This window comes from Flintibacter hominis (assembly GCF_014287965.1).
Classification (GTDB): Bacteria; Bacillota; Clostridia; order Oscillospirales; family Oscillospiraceae; genus Lawsonibacter; species Lawsonibacter aceti.
In genome coordinates, this window is sequence record NZ_JACOPO010000004.1 from 129002 (window position 1) to 147707 (window position 18706).

General features: G+C 60.6%; 21 protein-coding genes. 3 read left to right on the top strand and 18 right to left on the bottom strand.

All coding sequences use genetic code 11. The features are described 5' to 3' along the window. Window positions 1-9: 9 nt before the first annotated feature. Together H8S11_RS07660 and nadD are read right to left on the bottom strand one after the other, a co-directional pair. Complete coding sequence (locus tag H8S11_RS07660; RefSeq protein ID WP_186852736.1) at window positions 10-1560, bottom strand: LCP family protein; 1551 nt, start codon at window positions 1558-1560, stop codon at window positions 10-12. Beyond that, window positions 1557-2774 carry a nicotinate (nicotinamide) nucleotide adenylyltransferase gene (nadD, locus tag H8S11_RS07665; protein WP_186852737.1) on the bottom strand — a complete coding sequence of 406 codons (1218 nt, stop codon included), beginning with the start codon at window positions 2772-2774 and terminating at the stop codon, window positions 1557-1559. The genes H8S11_RS07660 and nadD overlap by 4 nt, the downstream gene beginning before the upstream one ends. Between nadD and H8S11_RS07670 the strand changes: the two genes are divergently transcribed. After that, window positions 2773-2925: a hypothetical protein gene (locus H8S11_RS07670; RefSeq protein WP_186852738.1), complete on the top strand. Its 153-nt coding sequence runs from the start codon at window positions 2773-2775 to the stop codon at window positions 2923-2925. The two genes, nadD and H8S11_RS07670, sit on opposite strands and share 2 nt — an antisense overlap. Before the next feature lie 6 nt (window positions 2926-2931). On the opposite strand, the gene H8S11_RS07675 is transcribed toward H8S11_RS07670, so the two are convergent. The 10 genes from H8S11_RS07675 to smc form a co-directional block, all read right to left on the bottom strand. Then, complete coding sequence (locus tag H8S11_RS07675; protein WP_186852739.1) at window positions 2932-3255, bottom strand: YhbY family RNA-binding protein; 324 nt, start codon at window positions 3253-3255, stop codon at window positions 2932-2934. A gap of 33 nt (window positions 3256-3288) precedes the next feature. Continuing rightward, window positions 3289-3879 (bottom strand): XTP/dITP diphosphatase, encoded by a 591-nt coding sequence (locus H8S11_RS07680; protein ID WP_147570717.1) that lies wholly within the window; start codon window positions 3877-3879, stop codon window positions 3289-3291. Between the two features lie 18 nt (window positions 3880-3897). Further along, window positions 3898-4614 (bottom strand): ribonuclease PH, encoded by a 717-nt coding sequence (gene rph / locus H8S11_RS07685; RefSeq protein ID WP_147570718.1) that lies wholly within the window; start codon window positions 4612-4614, stop codon window positions 3898-3900. 92 nt (window positions 4615-4706) lie between these two features. Then, on the bottom strand, window positions 4707-4907 hold the full coding sequence (locus H8S11_RS07690; protein WP_147570719.1) for a hypothetical protein: 201 nt from the start codon (window positions 4905-4907) through the stop codon (window positions 4707-4709). Between the two features lie 30 nt (window positions 4908-4937). Next, on the bottom strand, window positions 4938-5807 hold the full coding sequence (gene ftsY, locus H8S11_RS07695) for a signal recognition particle-docking protein FtsY (RefSeq protein WP_186852740.1): 870 nt from the start codon (window positions 5805-5807) through the stop codon (window positions 4938-4940). Window positions 5808-5825: 18 nt separating this feature from the next. After that, complete coding sequence (locus H8S11_RS07700) at window positions 5826-6134, bottom strand: hypothetical protein (protein WP_147570721.1); 309 nt, start codon at window positions 6132-6134, stop codon at window positions 5826-5828. A gap of 1 nt (window position 6135) precedes the next feature. Then, window positions 6136-6414 carry a hypothetical protein gene (locus tag H8S11_RS07705; RefSeq protein WP_186852741.1) on the bottom strand — a complete coding sequence of 93 codons (279 nt, stop codon included), beginning with the start codon at window positions 6412-6414 and terminating at the stop codon, window positions 6136-6138. Then, window positions 6411-6752 carry a transposase gene (locus H8S11_RS07710; RefSeq protein WP_186852742.1) on the bottom strand — a complete coding sequence of 114 codons (342 nt, stop codon included), beginning with the start codon at window positions 6750-6752 and terminating at the stop codon, window positions 6411-6413. The genes H8S11_RS07705 and H8S11_RS07710 overlap by 4 nt, the downstream gene beginning before the upstream one ends. A 156-nt stretch (window positions 6753-6908) precedes the next feature. Then, a complete protein-coding gene (locus H8S11_RS14070) occupies window positions 6909-7031 on the bottom strand; it encodes a hypothetical protein (protein ID WP_279287563.1) in 123 nt (40 codons plus the stop codon). An 81-nt stretch (window positions 7032-7112) separates the two neighbouring features. Next, a complete protein-coding gene (smc, locus tag H8S11_RS07715) occupies window positions 7113-10694 on the bottom strand; it encodes a chromosome segregation protein SMC (RefSeq protein ID WP_186852743.1) in 3582 nt (1193 codons plus the stop codon). 254 nt (window positions 10695-10948) lie between these two features. Here smc and H8S11_RS07720 point away from each other — a divergent pair, with 254 nt between their 5' ends. Then, the gene (locus tag H8S11_RS07720; RefSeq protein WP_147570724.1) at window positions 10949-11482 is read left to right on the top strand and encodes a hypothetical protein; all 534 of its coding nucleotides are present in this window, start codon (window positions 10949-10951) and stop codon (window positions 11480-11482) included. Window positions 11483-11539: 57 nt separating this feature from the next. Here H8S11_RS07720 and H8S11_RS07725 read toward each other — a convergent pair whose 3' ends face one another. The 5 genes from H8S11_RS07725 to H8S11_RS07745 all read right to left on the bottom strand — a co-directional run bounded on the left by H8S11_RS07725 (window position 11540) and on the right by H8S11_RS07745 (window position 15363). Beyond that, window positions 11540-12892 (bottom strand): dihydrofolate reductase family protein, encoded by a 1353-nt coding sequence (locus H8S11_RS07725; RefSeq protein ID WP_186852744.1) that lies wholly within the window; start codon window positions 12890-12892, stop codon window positions 11540-11542. Beyond that, window positions 12885-13370, bottom strand: coding sequence for an RNA polymerase sigma factor (locus tag H8S11_RS07730; protein WP_147570726.1), 486 nt, complete (start codon window positions 13368-13370; stop codon window positions 12885-12887). Before H8S11_RS07730 ends, H8S11_RS07725 begins: the two co-directional genes overlap by 8 nt. A gap of 100 nt (window positions 13371-13470) precedes the next feature. Continuing rightward, window positions 13471-13995, bottom strand: coding sequence for a hypothetical protein (locus tag H8S11_RS07735; RefSeq protein WP_147570727.1), 525 nt, complete (start codon window positions 13993-13995; stop codon window positions 13471-13473). A 26-nt stretch (window positions 13996-14021) separates the two neighbouring features. Next, window positions 14022-14327 carry a DUF2089 family protein gene (locus H8S11_RS07740; protein ID WP_147570728.1) on the bottom strand — a complete coding sequence of 102 codons (306 nt, stop codon included), beginning with the start codon at window positions 14325-14327 and terminating at the stop codon, window positions 14022-14024. Window positions 14328-14466: 139 nt separating this feature from the next. Beyond that, window positions 14467-15363 carry a DMT family transporter gene (locus H8S11_RS07745; RefSeq protein WP_240287068.1) on the bottom strand — a complete coding sequence of 299 codons (897 nt, stop codon included), beginning with the start codon at window positions 15361-15363 and terminating at the stop codon, window positions 14467-14469. A gap of 198 nt (window positions 15364-15561) precedes the next feature. Between H8S11_RS07745 and H8S11_RS07750 the strand changes: the two genes are divergently transcribed. Continuing rightward, window positions 15562-16209, top strand: coding sequence for an HAD family hydrolase (locus H8S11_RS07750; protein WP_186852745.1), 648 nt, complete (start codon window positions 15562-15564; stop codon window positions 16207-16209). A gap of 57 nt (window positions 16210-16266) precedes the next feature. Here the strand turns inward: H8S11_RS07750 and H8S11_RS07755 are convergent, their stop codons facing one another. Further along, window positions 16267-18606 (bottom strand): S-layer homology domain-containing protein, encoded by a 2340-nt coding sequence (locus tag H8S11_RS07755; protein WP_186852746.1) that lies wholly within the window; start codon window positions 18604-18606, stop codon window positions 16267-16269. Window positions 18607-18706: the final 100 nt, after the last annotated feature.

The window sequence follows — 18706 nt, forward strand, 5'->3', positions numbered from 1 at the left end:
CCTCCCCTTCTATGAAGGCCTGATATCCTGGGAGGGCGGCGGTTCCTCATCCGTCTCCTGACTGGTGGAACCGCTCTCCGGGTCGGGGAGCACGTCGTCCGGGTCGATGGTCACGATGGGCGGCGTATCAGTACCCGTTTCCCCCTCTTCGTCAGGGGGCTGGCCGGTACTGCCATTTCCTCCTTCTCCCTGAGAAGAGTCACCTTCCTGACCGATCCCTGTTTCCTCACCAGGGTTCTCGGCCCCTCCGCTGGGTTCCTCCACCGGGGGAACATCAGGCGTTTCTTCCTCTTCTGTGGGCTCCTTCTCTTCCTCCTGAGGCTTCTGCGCCACTACAGGCTTGGCCATTCTAGAGTCCAACAGTGTACCGTTGGTCACACCGTAGCCCCCTCCACTCTTCTTATACATCAGCTGAAGGTCGCTGGACTGGATCTCCCCCACATAGGGATTGAGGCCGTCGTTGAGCAAGGGCAGCAGCTCCTTCTCATTGGCCAGCACCAGAGATGCCCCGTCATAGCTGACGCCTGTCCAGGGCAGGGAGACAAACGTCACGTTCTCTTCTACGTTCATCCCAATGGCCAGTTGGGCAAAGGCCAGAATATTACCCACACTTAAATCGGTAGACACGTTTTCAGTGAATATCTGGGCCAGCGTCGGCAGCTTGAGGAGAATATCCGGCTGGAGGCACTCCTTGATCACCGCTGTGAGGAAGTCCCGCTGGATAGCGGTCCGGCCGCTGTCCCCCAGGGCGTGGGTGCCATCGTTGTTCTTGCGGAAGCGGATAACCTCCATGGCGTCCTGGCCGTTCAACAGGCGGTACCCTGCCTCCTGGTGGATGTGCAGGTCCTGGCCAGGGGTTGGGTCGTCATAGTCCATATCAAAGGGCACCTCGAAATAGACTCCGCCAATGGCGTCCACCAGTTCCCCGACAGCCTCCCACTCCACCAGGACATAGAAGTCCGGGTAGATTCCAGTAAGGTGGCTCACCTCCTGCTTCAAGGCGGTCATTCCCTTTTCCACCCGCTCCTTCTCTGGCAGGTCGCTGGACCCCCGATTCCGGGTGTACACCACATTGAGCCGCTTCTGTGCGCCCCTTGTGGCGCTGGTGTTGATCATCGTGTCCCGGAGCAGGCTGATGGCATCGATAGTCTTATTCTTAGTGTCATAGGTCACCAGCAGCATTGTGTCTGTGGAATTGCTCACCTGGTCTAAGCCAGCTACCAGGAAGGTATACACTCCCTCTCTTCGGCCGCTCATGGCCACCTGGGGCAGTTCCGCCCCGTCATAACTCAAATCAGAGGTGTCTCCCTGAGTCTGTCCTCCTGTGGTCTGGCCGGGCAGGTCCGACGTATCGGGCAGCTTGATCCAGGCGCTTAGAATCAGATAGCCCACAATGATCAGGATGGAGAGGAACACCGCGGTCTGTAAGGCGCGGTAGCGGATCTTCTCTCCCCGGCTCATCCCATGGACCCAAGCCCGGTACCGCACCCAATATTCCCCCAAGGAAGCGCGCTCGGTCTGGACCTGTCGTTTTCCGTGTCTTCTGGTGTGTTCGCTCATTCGGTTCCTTCCTCTATCGTTACTCCGTGGGACCTCAGCCAGTCCCGGGCCTTGAACGTCCTGCTGTGGACAGGCAGCTTTCTCTCTTCCATCTCCTGAATGGTAGTCTCCACCCCCAGGAGAAGGGCCTTGTCCAGATCCTGATAGGCCAGCGACCGCAGGCGCTCCACCCCTTCAAAATCCCGGTTGGGCTCTATGTAATCAGCCACATACAGGATCTTTTCCAGTGTCGTCATGTTTTCCTTGGCTGTCGTATGCCAGAAGATGGCCGAGTACACCTCATCAGGTTCCCCAAAAGCCGCCTTGGCGATACACGCCCCGGTCTTGGAGTGAAGCAGTTTGACCGCTGACCGCTCCAGCTCGTCCAGCGCGACCCCGTATTTCTCACACAGGGCCAACTGCTCCTCCAGGTTTAAATACTTGGTGCAGTCATGTAAGATGCCTGCCCGTCGGGCCAGCGTCTGGTCGGCCCCCCAGCGCCGTGCCAGACGGACCGCCTCCTCCTCAGTGCCGCGGATGTGGGCCACCCGCTTCTGTCGGACCATGGAGCAGGAGCAGGCCCGCAGCTCTGGAATGTCCAGATGTTTCAGGTCGGCGTGGGTACCATAGAGCCCATTCATCAGAATGTGCCCATAGACAGCGGGGAGTAGGTACTCTCTCCCCTCCCCCTGGCCCAGCAGCTTCCGCAGGCGGGTGGAGGAGATGTCAACCAGACCGGGCAGAGTGATGGTGGTCACTTTTGCGCCATATCTCTCACAGAGGAAGTCCCGCTGTGGGGCAAAGAGCTCCTCCCCGTCCTGTTCAGTACGGCCAAAGGCGCACACCCCGGCCAGTCTCAAAATGGAATCGGGATCATGCCACAGGTGGAGCGTCAGGAACATATCCGTTCCCATGAGCAGCCACAGCTCCGCCTCCGGATACTGACGATGGAGCTCCTCCAGCGTGTCAGAGGTGTAGCTCTTGCCCTCCCGCTCCAGCTCCAGTGTGGACACCTGGACCACCTTGGGCCGCAGCAGTGCGTCCGCCATTTTCTCCGCCATGGACAGACGGTGCTCCGGCGGGGGCGTACCCTCGGGCAGGACCTTGTGGGGCGGGATCGCCGCCGGGATCAGCAGCAGCCGGTCCAGGCCAAGCACCTCAATGGCCGTCTTTGCCGCGGCCAGGTGTCCCAGATGGGGGGGATTGAAGGTCCCGCCGTAGATTCCGATCTTCATGCCAGACACCTCTCTCACTTTTATCAGGGTGGACGGCCCCAAAAAGGGGCAGTCCCGCTTTGTCAAATTCGGCCGAAGGATGGGGCTGAAGCTCGGCCCACAGCCCATCGCCGCCCAGAACACGCCAAGCGTCAGCGGCTGGCAGGAATAAAATTGATTACCTCTGTTTCTTGTCCGTCACCAGCACGATTCTGTCCTTTTTCTCTTTATTATGGCTTGGACGATAGAGAACAAATTTTGTTCCGATGACCTGGACGACCTCGCTCCGGGTCAGGGGGGCCAACTGCTCGGCTGCCTCCCGGGGGGAGAGCATTGAGTTTTCCAGCACACGGCCCTTGATAAGCTCCCGGGCCTCCAGGGCGTCGTTGGCCTGCTTCACCAGGTTGTCCCCAATGCCGTCCTTGCCCACGATGAGGATGGTATCGATGCCGTTGGCCAGCCCCCGCAGCTGGGCCCGCTGCTTGCTTGTCAGTTCTGCCATATTATGTTATGATCTCCTATCTTTTGATTTCTGTCATTTGGACAGGTACTCCTTCAGTTTGACCTGAAATGCCTCCAGCGCCTTTCCCCGGTGGGAGATGGCATTCTTCTCCTCGGCGGTAAGCTGGGCGAAGGTCTTTTTCAGCGTGGGAACGAAAAACACCGGATCATAGCCGAAGCCGCCCTCCCCCATGGGGGCGAAGGCGATGGTGCCGGGGCACTCTCCCCGTGCGGAAATCACATCTCCGTTGGGGAAACAGCAGGTGATGACGCTGACAAAGCGAGCTGTCCGGGGCATCTGCCCCCTCATGTTCTCCAACAGCAGGCGGTACCGCTGAATGTCGTCCAGTCCCTCGCCCCCATAACGGGCAGAGTACACGCCGGGCGCCCCACCCAGCGCATCCACACACAGGCCGGAGTCGTCGGCGATGGCGGGCAGGCCGCTGGCCTCCATAACAGCCCTGGCCTTGAGCAGAGAGTTCTCCTCAAAGGTAGTTCCAGTCTCCTCCACCTCCACATCCACCCCCGCCTCAGCCTCGGAGCAGACCTCGATTCCAAGCTGGGACAGGATATCGTTCATCTCCACCAGCTTCTTTTTATTTTTGCTGGCCAGCACCAGTTTCATGTCCTTCCCTCCCGTCTTTTATAGCCCCAATATCTCTTTTTGAAGGGCCTGGAGCCGCAGGATGCCCTTCTCACACAGCTCCACCAGCTGCCGCTGCTCATCCAGGGTAAAGGGACGCTCCTCCCCAGTTCCCTGGATCTCGATGAGGCGGCCCTGGTCGTCCATAACGCAGTTCAGATCCACCATAGCGGAGGAATCCTCTTCATAGCACAGATCCAGCAGGGGCACATCATCCACGATACCGGCGGACACGGCGGCCACATAGCCGCTGACGGGGTACTCCGCCAGCTGACCGGCCTCTATCATTTTTCGGAAGGCCAGCATCATAGCCACAAAGCCCCCAGTAATGGAGGCGGTGCGGGTACCCCCATCCCCCTGGAGCACGTCGCAGTCGATGGTGATGTTCCAGGGGCCCAGCTTTTTCATGTCCACTACCGAGCGCAGGGCCCGGCCGATGAGCCGCTGGATCTCGGCGGAGCGGCCGTTCAGCTTCAGCTTGGAGATGTCCCGGCGGGACCGCTCCCGGTTGGCACGGGGGAGCATGGAGTATTCGGCGGTCACCCATCCCTCCCCCTCGGGGACGTGGCGGGGCGGCCGGTCCTCCACGCTGGCGGTGCACAGCACATGGGTGTTGCCGCAGCGGATGAGGCAGGAGCCCTCGGCAAATTTGTTGATATTAGGGATGATCTCCACCGGGCGGAGCTCATCGTTTTTTCTTCCGTCGATTCGGGACATGGTAATTTCTTCCTCTCACGTTTTTTCTTTATTGTACCACAGGTCAGGCCAGAAATGTTTGGATAGTGTGTAAATTGATCTCTTAAATTTTCTTAATCCACCAGCCAAAACAGGACGGCGGTAAGCAGCACGGCGCCCAGCACGCCCAGTCCAATCAGATTCTCCCGGCTCTGCTTGGGCGTGACTCTCTCGCCCCACAGGCGCATATCTTTCCAGGTGAACCCATCACGCTTCCACGCGGCGATAAGCCCAAACCCAAACAACGCGCCAAACAGGCTCCAGTTAAACTCCATCTTCCCGCCCCCCAGTATCTGGCGCCTATCTCAAATCAGTGCCTGGGCAAAGTCCGCGGCGTTAAAGGGCTTCAAGTCGTCTACACTCTCGCCCACACCGGCGTACTTGACCGGCACGCCCAGCTCCTTGGCGATGGCGATGGCGATGCCCCCCTTGGCGGTGCCGTCCAGCTTGGTGAGGACGATGCCCGTGATACCGGCGGCCTCCTGAAACTGCTTGGCCTGGATCAGACCGTTCTGACCGGTGGTGGCGTCCAGCACCAGCAAAGTCTCTCGGGCGCATCCGGGCAGCTCCCGGTCAATGACCCGGGAAATCTTGTTCAGCTCGTTCATCAGGTTCTGCTTGTTGTGCAGCCGCCCGGCGGTGTCCACAAGCACCACGTCGCTCTTCCTGGCCTTGGCGGCACTCATAGCGTCAAAGACTACGGCGGCGGGGTCGGCCCCCTCGTGTTGCTTGATGATATCCACCCCAGCCCGGTCGGACCAGATGGTCAGCTGCTCGGCGGCGGCGGCCCGGAAGGTATCCGCGGCGCAGAAGAGGACCTTCTTTCCCTCCTTTCGGAGCTGATGGCCGATCTTGCCGATGGTGGTAGTCTTACCCACCCCATTCACTCCAATAAACAGTACCACAGAGGGGGTGGTGGACAGGTCCAGAGCCGCACCCCCGGTGTTCATGGCCTCAGCGATGATCTGGACCATGGCGGAGCGGGCCTCCTCCATGGTCTTGATCCGCTCCTCCCGCACCCGGCGGCGCAGCGCCTCCACCAGCTCCAAGGTCACGTCCATCCCGGTATCGGCCAGGATGAGGGACTCCTCCAGCTCGTCGTAGAAGTCGTCCGTCAGCTCCGAGCCGAAGCTGGCAAAAATGTTGATTTTTTTCAGTTTATCAAAAAAGCCCATGGGCAATTCGTTCCTTTCTTAAAACAGCTTGTCATTCTCTTCTCCGCAGAAGGGGCACTTGCAGCTGTCCAGGTCATAGCGGCCTCCGCACCTGGAACATTTCACCTGGGCTATGGATTGTCCGGCCACCCGCTTGTCCTGGTCCTTTTCTCCCCGGTAAAATTCTAGTTTCCCGCAGTCCGGGCAGCAGTAAACATCCACATCCAGCCCCCTGCTGGGCTGATAATGCATACCTCCCCACTGTAAACCAATTTGGCCCATAAACAGGTGTTCCCTCTTGATGCGGCTCATGCTCCGGCCGCATCGCAGGCACTTCAGCTTTCTCATATCACTGCTCTATCTTCTCCCCGCACCAGGGACAGAACTGCCCCCAACGGAAGCTGTCGTGGAGCGTTTCACCGCAGAACGGGCAGAAGACTGGGGCGTCTGTTTCTATCTGCTCTGTCACCCCCTGACTCTGCGCCAGGTCCGGATTCAGCCGCTCCGGTGGGACCGCCGCCCCCAGCCAGGCGAATATCAGCTTGATGGCGATGACCAGCACGGCGATCAGGGCGATGCCGCCGGCGATAAACAGCCCGTCGCTTTTTTTCTTTCCGCTTTCGTTCACGGTGTACCTCCAAAATATTCATCCTCGCTCCATCTGGCGGGGTTCTGGTCGATGTAGGTCCAGTGGGCCATAAAGTCATTGTCATCCCGGATGATGTGTTCATAGTAGCCCTGCTGCCACAGCTTCTCTCCGGCGTTTCCCGTCATCCTATTCCACCTTCTGGTGGAAAGAGACTTCCATGCGGCCATTGCCTGCATCAAGGTAGGGCGGGGGCTTGCCTCCGCCGTCTCCTGGGTGATTCGAAGCAGCACATGGATATGGTTGGGCATGATAACATACTTATCCAGGCGAATCATGGGGTAACGCTCCATCAGAGCCAGCAGTTCTTCCTCCGCCACACGGCCACAGGCGGTCAGCCTGATCTCGACGGGGGCAAGCCCCCGCCCTACGACCTTAGTCTGTCCTGGACACAGACTGTAACAAAGTAGCTTCCCGCACGGCTGTAATCATAATCCTTTAGTCGGATATGCTTGCGCTTTGGGTATTCCATATCATCACCGGGTATTCCGTTCTTTCTCCACGTCATTCAGGTCGATGGTCGGCATCCGGCTCACGCCCCGCTTTTTCGTCCTCGCAAGCTTCGTATCCTTCGCTTCGCCCTGGCGGGCAGAGCTCACTCACTCCGCTGCTCGTCCTCTCCCCACCCGGCCCATGACGGGGGCCAGGCGGGGGCCCCGTCATGCAGCCACAGGGAGGCGCTATCGGATATTCAATTCCTTTTCCACATCATTCAGGTTGATGGTCAGCATCCTCGACACTCCCTGCTCCTGCATGGTGACGCCGTAGAGCACGTCGGCCTCCTCCATGGTGCCACGGCGGTGGGTGATGACGATGAACTGAGTGCGCTCGGCCATGGAGCGCATATAGCGGGCAAACCGTACCACATTGTTGTCGTCCAGAGCGGCCTCGATCTCGTCCATCACCACAAAGGGGGTGGGCCGGACCTTCAAAATGGCAAAGTACAGGGCGATGGCCACAAAGGCCTTCTCCCCGCCGGACAGCAGGGTGATGATCTTCAGCGCCTTACCAGGGGGCTGAACCTTGATCTCGATGCCGCAGTTGAGGATATCCTCCGGGTCCTCCAGCTCCAGGGTGGCCTTACCCCCGCCAAAAAGCTCCAGGAAGGTCTGGCCGAATGCCTCGTTGATGGTCTTAAACTCCCGTTCGAAGATGGTCTTCATCTCGCCAGTAATATTGGCGATAATCTCCTCCAGTTCCCTTTTCGCCCGGTCCACGTCGTCCCGCTGGTCTGTGAGATAGGTATACCGTTCATTGACCCGCTGGAACTCCTCGATGGCGCCTACATTGACGTTCCCCAAGCCGGAAATGGCCCGCTTCAGCTCTCCAATGCGGCGGCTGGCCCTGGGAACAGACTCAATCTCCACCCGCTGCTGGCGGGCGGCCTCGTGGGACAGCTCATAGTTCTCCCACAGCTTGTCCAGAAGCTGCTTCTCCTCCATGGAGGCGGAAACCTTCTTCTGCTCCAGGCGGGACACTTCTCCCTCCAGACGGAGCAGCTCCTCGTTTTTGCTCTGGCTCTCCCGGGTGGCCTTGATACGCTCCCCCTCCAGCTCCAGCTTCTCCTGGTTCATGCGGTCGATGGCGTCGGTCCGGCTCTGGTTCTCCAGGCGGAGGGAAGTCAAAGTCTCCTCCTTCTGGGCGATCTCCTGGGCAAAGCCCTGGTTTTTCTCCTCATAGTCCGCCATCAGGGCCCGGCCCTGGTCCCGGTCCCCGGCCATGGATGCCTTCAGGCGCTCCAGCTCCTCCAGGCCGGAGCGGGTGGCCTCCCGCTCCGCCTCCAGAGCGGCCTGGGCGGCAGTGAGCTGGGCCACCTCCTGGGCGATGCGGGCAGTGCGCTCCTGCAGGTCGGTCTGCCCCTTGGCCTTGCCTTCGGCCTCGCTCTTTAGAGCGGCGGTCTCCCCCTCCAGCTCCTGGATGCGGACACGGGCCGCCGCAGTGTCTGTTTCAATCTGGACAGAGCGGTTCTTCAAGCCCTCCAGCTCACTCTCCTGGCTCTCCCGTTGGCGCTCCAGCTCGGAGACCACGCTGCGGGCATGGGACAGCTCTCCCTCCGCCTTCAAAATAGCGTCCTCCCACTGACGCAGCTGGCTCTGGGCGGCGTCCAGCTCATAGGCGGCGGCAGTTTGCTCCCGCTCCGCCTCTGCCAGTGCCTTGGCCCCATCGGCTACCCGTGCCCGGATGTCAGCCAGCTGTTGGTTCAGCCGCTCCAGCTCGTTGGCCCTGCTCAAGATACCGGCGCTTCGGCTGGCGGAGCCGCCCGTCATAGAGCCGCCGGGGTTGAGCACCTGGCCGTCCAGGGTGACGATACGAAATTTATAGCCGTATTTTCGGGCCGCGGCGATAGCGGCGTCCAGATCCTCCATGACCGCCACCCGTCCCAGCAGGTTGGAAAATACATTTTGATATTTGGGGTCGAAGCGGACCAACTGGTCCCCCACTCCCACGAAGCCGGGCTCTTTGCTCAGGCTCGCTCCCTCCCGGAGCTCTCCCGGTCGGATGGAGCTGATGGGCAGAATGGTGGCCCGGCCCCCATCTCTCCGCTTTAAGTAGTTGATGACGGCCTTGCCGTCCTCCTCCCGGTCCACCACGAGGTTCTGCATGGCCCCGCCCAGGGCGGTCTCAATGGCCACGGTATATCGGTCGGGCACCTTCAGCAGGTCGGCCACCGGACCGTGGATATTCTTCAGCGCCCCCCGCTGGGCCTCTCCCATCACCAGCTTGACCGCCTTGGAGTAGCCCTCATGCATCTGTTCCATCTCTGTGAGCAGCTTGATCCGGGAGGTGAGGGCGCTCTCCTCCATCTGGAGCTTCATGTGGGCGTCCTTCGCGCCCTCGGCCTTTTTCCGGCGGGCCTCCATCCGCAGTTGATAGCCGTTGATGACGTTTTGGACCCCGTCCCGCTCCTCCACCGCGTCATCATATCTGCGCTTGGCGGAGCGCACTTCCTTCTGTCCCTCCTCCAGGCGTTCCTCCAGCTCATTGGCCTCCCGGCGGACGGTCTCATCCCGGTCCAGCACTTCCTGGGCCGCGGCGGCCAGGGCGGACAGCAGAGCCTTGGCCTCGGCAGCGCCGGCGGTGCCCAGGTCAGCCCGGTTCCGCAGCTCCTCCAGCTCCCGGGCCAGAGTGCCCGCCGAGCGAGCGGTCTCCTCCGCCTCCTGACCCTTGACCTTCAGGTCTGACTGGGTTCGGGCCAACTGGCCCTCGATCTCCTCCAGCCGCTCCCGGCGCTGCTCGATCTGGGCGGACAGGGAGCCCTCCCGGCCCTCCTGCTGCTCCAGATCGGCCTTCAACCGGGCGGCGGACTCCAGGTTGTGCTGGATGCTGCTCTTCAGTACGGCGATGGCCGACTCCAGCTCGTTGGCCTGGGCCTCCCGGCCCTGCATCTCAAAGCGGAGGCGGTCCGCCTCCACGTCCTTCTCCCGCATCTGGGCCGAATAGGTCTCGGCGGCGGCATAGGCTTTCTCCTGGGCCGTTCTAGCCTCCTCCCGCTGGCGGGCGGTCTCCTGATAGTCAGCCTCCAGCTTGATATTGCTGGCCCGAATACGTTCCAACGTGTCCAGCCACACGGAGATCTCCAGCCCCCGCAGCTCATCCCGCAGGACCAGATACTTCTTGGCCTTCTCGCTCTGCTCCCGGAGCGGCTCCACCTGAAGCTCCAGCTCCGATATCTTGTCGTTGATGCGCACCAGGTTCTCGTCCGTCCGCTCTAGGCGGCGCTCGGCCTCCTCCTTCCGGTGGCGGTAGCGGGAGATGCCGGCCGCCTCCTCAAAGACCTCCCGGCGGTCAGCGGATTTGACAGACAGAATCTCGTCGATCTTACCCTGACCGATGATGGAGTAGCCCTCCCGGCCCAGACCCGTGTCCATGAACAGCTCGTTGACATCCTTCAATCGGACGGAGCGGCGGTTGATGTAATACTCGCTCTCCCCGGAGCGGTAGTACCGCCGGGTGACCATCACCTCGGACTCCTCCATGTCGAAAATGTGTGAGGTGTTGTCCAGCACTAGAGACACCTCGGCATATCCCGTCTGCTTGCGCTTGGCGGTACCGCCGAAGATGACGTCCTCCATCTTGCCTCCCCGTAGGGCCCGTGTGGACTGCTCCCCCATGACCCAGCGGATGGCGTCGGAGATATTGGATTTGCCCGAACCATTGGGGCCCACGATGGCGGTGATATCCTCACCGAAGGTGAGCACGGTCTTGTCGGGAAAGGACTTGAAGCCCTGGATCTCAAGCGCTTTTAAGTACAAAAAGGCCACCTCATATCTTTCGAAGGCGGGACCGCTCCCATCCTTCCTAAGCTCTGAAAAAGGGACAGACCAATAGATGTTATATTATAGCAAAATCCGCACTAGATTGCAACGCCATTTCCAGGTCCGGCGGGCCTCTCCGGGCCTCATTCGCCCAGAGCCGTTTTTTCTGTATTTTAGGGAAATCTTAATCTTTCCTTCAGCGGGATTTAGAACTATTCTGGTAAGATAGGGCCAGAAAAGAAACAAAGGAGGGCTCTGTCATGGAGGAGCGCGCCATCCATATTCTGCTGACCCGGTCAGGCACCTGGTTCTCCCGGCTGATCCACCTGGCCACCCAGGACGACTATACCCACGCCTCGATTGGGCTGGATGGGCCCGCTGGACCCTTTTACAGCTTTGCCAGAAAATACGAACACTTTGCCCTCCCCGCCGGACTGGTGGAGGAGCAGGTCACCGGCCGCCGGCGGGCAGTACCCTGCTGCCTCTATGAGCTGAGGGTGAGCCAGGACACCTACATAGCCCTCCGCCGCCAGCTTCAGGCCATGTACGCCCAGCGGGAGGAGTACCATTACAGTGTGCTTGGGGCGTTCGCCTGCTATTTTAACCTGTCCCTCCAGCGGCGGCACCACTTTTTCTGCTCCCAGTTTGTGGCTGGGCTTCTGGCGGATTGCGGGGCGGTGGAACTGCCCAAGCCACCCACCCTGCTCCGGCCCGCCGACTTCTGCTCCCTCAAGGGGCTCCGGCCCGTCCACCGGGGCCTGTTGGAGGGCATTCTGGTCCAGCCCGCCCTGTAAAAAAGAATGGCAAAAGAGTGGGGAGCGGCGATGGCCGCTCCCCGCTCTTTTGATTTGTTAAGGGGCCATCATCCCCTGTTCCCACGCTTCCCTTCCCTCCACGGGATAGACCGTGCCGGTGTCTTCCCCGGACAGGGAGATATACCAGCTGCCCAGCTCCAGGCCCACAGCCTGGTCCAAATCCAAAAACTGTCCAAAGTCCCAGTTGCCCAAGACGCTCTCCTTGCCGGGTGTCATGCACCCATGCCGGATGTATACCTCCTCCAGCCGGCTGCCGTCCTCCAGGATCAGGGAGAAGGGGTGCATCCCCCTCCAGCCCGCCTCATAATCCCCGGTGAGCATGGCCCCCAGGGGGGTGAGCGTCAATTTGCAGGGGAGTTGATATTGGTCCGTCAGCCCGGAGAGGACATATTCCCGCACCGGCAGGTTGTCCACCCGGAAGGACAGTGCCCAATCCCCCTTGGTCTTCCGGCCCATGACCACATCTCCCCCCGCCGTGGCCCTGGTGAAATGCCCCAGGTCCGCCGGGCTGATATTCTCATAGGAAACCCCCACATAAGTCCGCCCATCCAATGTGTAGTTGATATCACCCAGATGTCTGCACGGGGGCTCTCCGTCCACAAGAATGTCTGCCAGGATGTCCGACTCCTCCGGGTCCGCCCCCTCCGCCAGACGGAACAGCACCTGGAAGGTGCCGTCTTCCGCAAAGCCCATGGAGGACAGCTCCGCCCATTCAAAGTCCTCCAGCGGCGCCGGCGTCTGCCCGGGGGCCACCACCACCTGGCCGTTCTCCAGGGTCATGCAGTCCAGGGTCCGCCCGGTAACCTCCTCCAGGGGCAGGGGCTCACCGCCGAAAGAATAGTATCTGGGCCACATGGAGATCACCTCCAGGGTCAGCTCCTCCTCCAGGCCGCTGGCCTCCTCCCAAAATTCGCTCACCTCAAACAGGGCCGTGTGGGAATCCGGATCGTATCCCACACAGCGGCCGTGTGTGGTCAGAGTCTGTGTTTCCCGCCCGATCCTGCATACAAGCCGGATCTCCCCATCGGTCATCCGCTGTCCGGTCAAGTCCCGCACCTGGACATAGAGCTTCAGGCGGTACTGGTCGGTCACCGCCGACAGGACCTGGACCTCATACCCCTGGTCGGCAGCCGTCCCGGCCTCTATCCTTTGGCTGTACGGCCCAAAGTTCCCAAGGACCTGGGTCAGCTGGGACCGCAAGGTCGGGGACAGGGCCAGGGCCGAGGCGGTCAAAAGAAACACCGCCGCCGCGGTCAGGAGCACCCGAACCCCCAGATTTCCTCTCTTATGACGCCGTTTCTCCTCGGCCATGGCGTTCACCAAGCGGTCCAGCTCCACCTGTGACAGTTTCACCTGGTCCATCTCCCGCCGGTATTCCCGCTCAAACATAGTCCCCCTCCTCTTTCAACTTGTCCCGCAGCAGGGCCCGGGCCCGGGTGAGGCTGGTCCGCACGGCTCCCTCTCTCTTGCCCAGCACCCCGGCGATCTCCCGAATGGACAGCCCCTCGTAGTAAAACAGGTGGACCGGCAGCCGGTAGCTCTCCGGAAGGGACAGCACCGCCTCCAGCACCCCGCCCGGCTCCGGGACCTGGCCGGGGGCAGGGACGCGCTCCGCCTCCTCTATGGGCCGCTCCCGCTTCCTCCACGGGGCGCGGAACAGGTCCTGGGCACAGTTGGCCGCCACCCGCAGCAGCCAGGCCCGGCAGTGGTCCTCGTCCCGGAACTTCGGGGCGGCCCGGACCAGACGGAGGAATGTCTCCTGGGTCACGTCTTCCGCGTCCTCCCGATTCCCGGTCCGGGCATAGGCCAGCCGGTACACGGTCTGCCCGTGGCGTTGAACCACCCATTCCGCCTCCTCCCGTTCCATGGTCCTCCCCCCTTCTCTCGTTCTTTCTATCCAGTACACGGTCCAGCTTCCAAAAAGGTTACAGACAAAATAAAAAGAGGGCTGCCGCCCTCTTTTTATCTTATCCCAGGTCCTCCACCCTCATCCGCTTCAGGTCGTCCTGGGTATCCCGACGGCCCTTATAGTGGAGCCAGATGCCGCCGAAGACCACGGTGGGGATGTTGGATACCAGAAGCATGACTACTAAGGTGACGACGGTCTGGACGGCGTCCGCCCTGGCCCGGTCCGGGTCATAGTTGGGGTCCGGGTACTGGTCGATGATATTCCCCTCCCCGTCATAGACGGTGACAGTGCCGCCCCTGCTTTCCCATCGCTGGACCGTTTCCCTGTCCTGGCCGCTCTCCAGTCCAGCGTTGGTCCCTCCCTCCAATACGAGGGACCCGCCGCCAGAGAAACTAGTAAAAGAGGCCAGACTGAACACCATCAGCAGGGACAGGCACAGGGACAGCGCTGGCAGAATGAGCCCCAGCTTTAAGCTCTTTTTACACAGCCAGACCTGGAGTACAATCAACAGGGCGATGGGCACCAGCAGAAACGCCAGCCATATGAGCAGCCCAAATATCCCCATTACAGACGCAATCATCATAATATTATCTCCTTTCACGCCCTCGGCTATCCGAGGTCCGTTCCCTTCGTTCTCTTATATTCAGCGATGAGCAGTTTGGCGGTGTCAAAGTCCAGCTTATCATTGACCACCAGCCGCTTGATGGTGGCGATATAGGGGTCGGCGGCGGTATCCTCCCCGATCCTGATTTTCTGGATCAGGCGGTCCAGACGGAGCCGGACCGTTGGATAAGTCACCCCGTACTGGGCGGCCACCTCCTTCAAGGAACCGGAGGCGAGGATGAACTTTTTGATAAAGGACACATCCTCCTCTTCCAAGCCGGTCATCCAGTCGGGCAGCAGTTCTATGGCCACGGGGCCACCTCCTTTCTCTGTGTTCTCATTATATACTTTAATTTTATTAAAGTCAATCTTTAATTTAATTTTTTATTTTCTTTTATAATAGTAAAATCCCCCGCCATAGGGCGGGGGAATGAGACGGGGCACGGTCCCGTCAGATTGTATTCTCTTCTTTCTTACTCAGAAATGAAAACTTGGTTTCCGAGCACACCACGGCCACGAATATCAGTCCAAATCCGATCAGGAGCCGGCCGGTCACCGGGTCGCCATAAAACAGCACGGAGAACAGCACGCCGAACACCGACTCCAGGGATAAAATGACCGAGGCGGAGGCGGGGTCGGACCAGACCTGGCCCACGTTCTGAAACAGGAGGGCCACGGTGGTGGCCATGACACAGAGATAGGCCATAGGCAGGACTACCGCCGGGTCAGTCAGCGCCTGGGCGGGAAATGTCTCGGTCAGCAGGCCGCCAATCCAGGCATACAGCCCGGCGAAGGCGAACTGGAATACAGTGAGCAAAGTGATATCCTTTCCCGGTGAGACCTTGGCCACCGCCACAATATGGCTGGCATAAAAAAAGGCGGCCACCAGGGTCAGCAGGTCGCCGGCGTTAATGGTCAGCTCCTCTGTCAGCGAGACAAAGCCAACTCCGGTCACGCACAGCAGGGCCGCCGCAATGTTGAACCGGTCTGGCCGGACCCGAATCACCGCCCAGGAGAGGAAGGGGACCAGGACGCAGTAGACGGCGGTGAGAAAGGCGTTTTTTGAGGGAGTGGTCAAAGTCAGGCCGAAGGTCTGGATAGAGTAGGCCAAAAAGAGGAAGGCGCCCATCACCGCCCCCCGCCACAGGTGGTCCCAGGTGAAGATCTGCCACTTTTTCCAGGCAATCAGGGCCAGCAGCACTGCCCCGGCGGTAAAGCGGATGGCCAGCAGATAGAAGGGAGGCAGGGCGTCCAGGGCGTTCTTCATGATGAAGAAGGAGGTGCCCCAGATGATGGCGGCGGCAAAGAGCATGGGCTTGGCCAGCAGTTTCATTGTCTTTGGGGACATGGATATCAACTCCCAATTGCAGGATCAGGGCCCGCTGTGGTATCATAGGCGGGATGGGCCGCCGAAGCGGGTCAAAAACGGGGATATTATAGCAAAAAACCCCGCCGGGCGCAAGTAAAAAAGATGAGCGCCCCTGTGTAGGCCGCCAACCTGTCAAATCGCATCCTTTTTCCCCATTTCCGCTTCTGGAGGTCTCTTATGTACTTTTTTGATCTGGACGGCACCCTACTGGACTCCAACGGAGTGTGGCTCGACATCGACGTGGAATTTCTGGGCCGCTTCGGCATCGGCTCGGTGCCGGAGGACTACACCGACTATGTGACCCACCACGGCTTTGATGACTCGGCCCGATACACCCGGGACTATTTCCGCCTGCCCCTGACTCCGGAGGAAATCATTTCTGCCTGGCGGGAGATGGCCCGGTCGGCCTATGCCGGCCAGTTGGAGCTGAAGCCGGGGGCACGCGGATTTCTGGAGCGGGCCAGGGCGTCCGGCATCCCCCGCGCCCTCCTCACCTCCTGCATCCCCAGCCTGTGCTCGGCCGCTCTGGAACACCACTGCCTCCTCCCTCTGCTGGACCGGGTCTTTACGGCCGCAGAGCTGGGGCTGGAGAAGCGTGACCCGGAACTATACCGCCTGGTGGCCCGGCTGTGCCGCCTGGAAGCGGGAGATTGCGTCCTCTTTGACGATTCCCCCGTCTACTGCCGGGCCGCCAGAGAGGCGGGCTGGCAGGTCTATGGAGTATCTGACCCGGTCTTTGACGACCGGGCGGAGGAGATGCGGGAGGTGTGCGGGCCAGGCCGCTTTCCCTTTGACCTGCGTTCTCCTCTGCCCCTTCATCTATGACAGGAGGCCGGCGCCCAAAGGGTGCCGGCCTCCTGTTTCAAAAGAGGGAATTGAAGCTCACTTGGCGGAGATGACCCGGACCTGGTCCCCGATGGGGTCCACATAGATGGTCAGGTCGCTGGAGAATGCCTTGATGGCCGCCAGACGCTCCTCGCCGCTGTCCTGGCTGAACCAACTGTCTTTCGCGTCCCGGATGCTCCCGGTATCCCGGCAGCACTCCACATCATCGGCCACCCGATAGGTGCGGCCACCCGCGTTGACGTACTGGACCCCCTGGCTCTCGAAGAAGTCGCTGGGGGACACGCTCTTGATCTCCTCCAGTTCGATGATGGACACAATCCGACCATTGGAACCCACAGCTACACCGGCCATAGTGCCGTTCTTTCCGGCAAATCCAGTGTTTTTCAGGTCAATCGTTCCACTTCCGTTGACCAGGTTCCACTTCTTGGATTCCTTTTCCTCTCCAGTATCTTCTCCATCGCCATCCAAGACAGGGGTAGACGTGGTCGTGGAGATAAGGATACCATACTCATAGGCGTTGCCCGTCACCCGGTCCAGCACGATGTAGTCCACATAGTTGGAGGTATTCAGGTGATAGGTGGCAATCTTTTCTCCGGGGATGGAGGCCATATTCAGGCTGGTGGGGTCCAGCTTTACCATAGCGCCGCCGTTGACCTGCTCATAAATCTGGACGCCGGCGCTGACGGTATAGCTGCCCAGCTTCCCCTCCTCCACCAGGAACTGGCCGGAGGTGGACTTGGAGGACAGTTTGCTGGCGCTGATCTTACCCTTGGCGCCAGAGGAGATGGTGACCAGCTGGTCGGCCAAGTTGTCGGCGTTGCTGATGGTGCCGGACAGCTCCAGGGTGCCGCCGTTGGGGAGGAACACCGTGGCCTTGCCGCTGTCCACCATGCCGATGGCGGTAGAGCGTGTCTTTCCGCTGGGGGCAGCCATACCAGCCACCTTGCCGTCGGCGGTGAGGAGCAGGGTGACCTGGTCGCCCACCTTGTAATCCCCGGTCATCTCCCAGGCGCTGTCCAGCACCTCGAAGGTATGGCCCAGCACCTCGATCTCCGTAGGCGCCTTGGAGTTGGGACTGGCGTTCTCATAGATGCAGGTCAGCCTCAGGTCAGATACGATCAGGGTATTGCTCATGCTGTCATAGGTCACCACATCGTAGGGCTGGATCTGGGACATGGTGATGGTTTGACGGCCCTTTTGGATGTTGAAGTTAGTGGCGCCGCCGGTGAGCTGGTGGAACATGGCGGTGCTGGGGCTGCCCATGACCACCACGGCGTCGGAGTCGATGGAGGAGGCGCTGCCGCTGGCGTAAACCGCCACGATCTTGCCCCGCTCGGAATACATGGTAATCTGGGTGCCCGACTTCAGGACGGAGTAGCCCTCCATATAGCTCTTTCCCTCTGTGGCGTCGGCGGTATAGAGCAGGGTATCCTTGGACATGGTGTACTGGCTGCCGCCGCTGGCTTTCACATAGCTGGGCTGGGCGTCGCCAGACAGGATGATGGTGGTGGCGCTGCTGTCGTCAGGGACAAAGGTGACGATCTCATCCTTGTCATTGAGCACCAGGGCCCCCCGCTTGCCCTGGAGGGCGTAGGGGTTGCCCTCTCCCTCGGCGGGCAGGTATGCCTCAGACTCCTTGTTGGCTGTGGTCCGGATGGCCCCGTCCGAGGTTCCGTCGTCCGTTTCCACATTGACCGCCAGGATGATGGTGTCCTCCTGGGCCTTGCCCAGTGTCGTATAGTAGTCGCTGCCCTCTCCATTCTTGCAGCTCAGGGCGTTGACAAACAACTGGGCGGCCTGGCCACGGGTCAGAGCGGCGTTATAGTCGCTGGGCAGGCCGTCGCTCAACCCGATGGACTCAGCCAGGTTCATATAGCTCTGGGGCCAGACGGCTCCCGCCTGCTCGCTGGAGTAGCCCAGCACCCGAATCAAAATGGTGGCCGCCTGGGCCTGGGTGATCTTCTCGTCCGGCTGAAAGCGTCCATCACCCACACCGGAGATCAGGGGGACCTCCCGCTCCCCGTCCTTGACCGTCAGGCTGGCGGCCAGGTTCACATAGCCCTGGGCCCAGTGCTTGGAGGTAACGTCGGAGAAGATAGTGCGGGTGGCGTGGATGGGGACCTGATCCCCCTGCTGCATAAACTTGACTACCATGGTGCAAAACTCAGCCCTGGTCAGGGTGCCGTTTGGATTGAACTGGTTGCCTCCAGTGCCGCTGACCACGCCCATCAGGCGCAGGATGTCAGCGTTGACGGCGGTCTCCCGGTCGGAGATATCGCCGAAGGAGGAGGTGCCGGCCGCCCCGATGGGCATAACTGCCAGAGAGGCGGCCAGGGCAGAGGCTAGCAGCCAAGAAATCAGTCGTTTGAATTTCATGTTATCTCTCCTTTTCATCCGCCCCCCGGCCGTGGTCTCAGCTGAGAGGGCACGGTCAGAAACGAGAGGCAGGACGTGTAATGAGGGCCCGGCCCGGCCG

Bases quoted from the DNA above. Each gene is read 5' to 3' on its own strand.
- H8S11_RS07745 (WP_240287068.1), bottom strand. From the start codon at position 15,363: ATGTCCCCAAAGACAATGAAACTGCTGGCCAAGCCCATGCTCTTTGCC.
- H8S11_RS07725 (WP_186852744.1), bottom strand. From the start codon at position 12,892: ATGTTTGAGCGGGAATACCGGCGGGAGATGGACCAGGTGAAACTGTCA.
- H8S11_RS07750 (WP_186852745.1), top strand. From the start codon at position 15,562: ATGTACTTTTTTGATCTGGACGGCACCCTACTGGACTCCAACGGAGTG.
- H8S11_RS07675 (WP_186852739.1), bottom strand. From the start codon at position 3,255: ATGGCAGAACTGACAAGCAAGCAGCGGGCCCAGCTGCGGGGGCTGGCC.
- H8S11_RS07680 (WP_147570717.1), bottom strand. From the start codon at position 3,879: ATGAAACTGGTGCTGGCCAGCAAAAATAAAAAGAAGCTGGTGGAGATG.
- H8S11_RS07660 (WP_186852736.1), bottom strand. From the start codon at position 1,560: ATGAGCGAACACACCAGAAGACACGGAAAACGACAGGTCCAGACCGAG.
- rph (WP_147570718.1), bottom strand. From the start codon at position 4,614: ATGTCCCGAATCGACGGAAGAAAAAACGATGAGCTCCGCCCGGTGGAG.
- ftsY (WP_186852740.1), bottom strand. From the start codon at position 5,807: ATGGGCTTTTTTGATAAACTGAAAAAAATCAACATTTTTGCCAGCTTC.
- H8S11_RS07755 (WP_186852746.1), bottom strand. From the start codon at position 18,606: ATGAAATTCAAACGACTGATTTCTTGGCTGCTAGCCTCTGCCCTGGCC.
- nadD (WP_186852737.1), bottom strand. From the start codon at position 2,774: ATGAAGATCGGAATCTACGGCGGGACCTTCAATCCCCCCCATCTGGGA.
- H8S11_RS07690 (WP_147570719.1), bottom strand. From the start codon at position 4,907: ATGGAGTTTAACTGGAGCCTGTTTGGCGCGTTGTTTGGGTTTGGGCTT.
- H8S11_RS07720 (WP_147570724.1), top strand. From the start codon at position 10,949: ATGGAGGAGCGCGCCATCCATATTCTGCTGACCCGGTCAGGCACCTGG.
- H8S11_RS07700 (WP_147570721.1), bottom strand. From the start codon at position 6,134: ATGAGAAAGCTGAAGTGCCTGCGATGCGGCCGGAGCATGAGCCGCATC.
- H8S11_RS07735 (WP_147570727.1), bottom strand. From the start codon at position 13,995: ATGATGATTGCGTCTGTAATGGGGATATTTGGGCTGCTCATATGGCTG.
- H8S11_RS07730 (WP_147570726.1), bottom strand. From the start codon at position 13,370: ATGGAACGGGAGGAGGCGGAATGGGTGGTTCAACGCCACGGGCAGACC.
- H8S11_RS07670 (WP_186852738.1), top strand. From the start codon at position 2,773: ATGCCAGACACCTCTCTCACTTTTATCAGGGTGGACGGCCCCAAAAAG.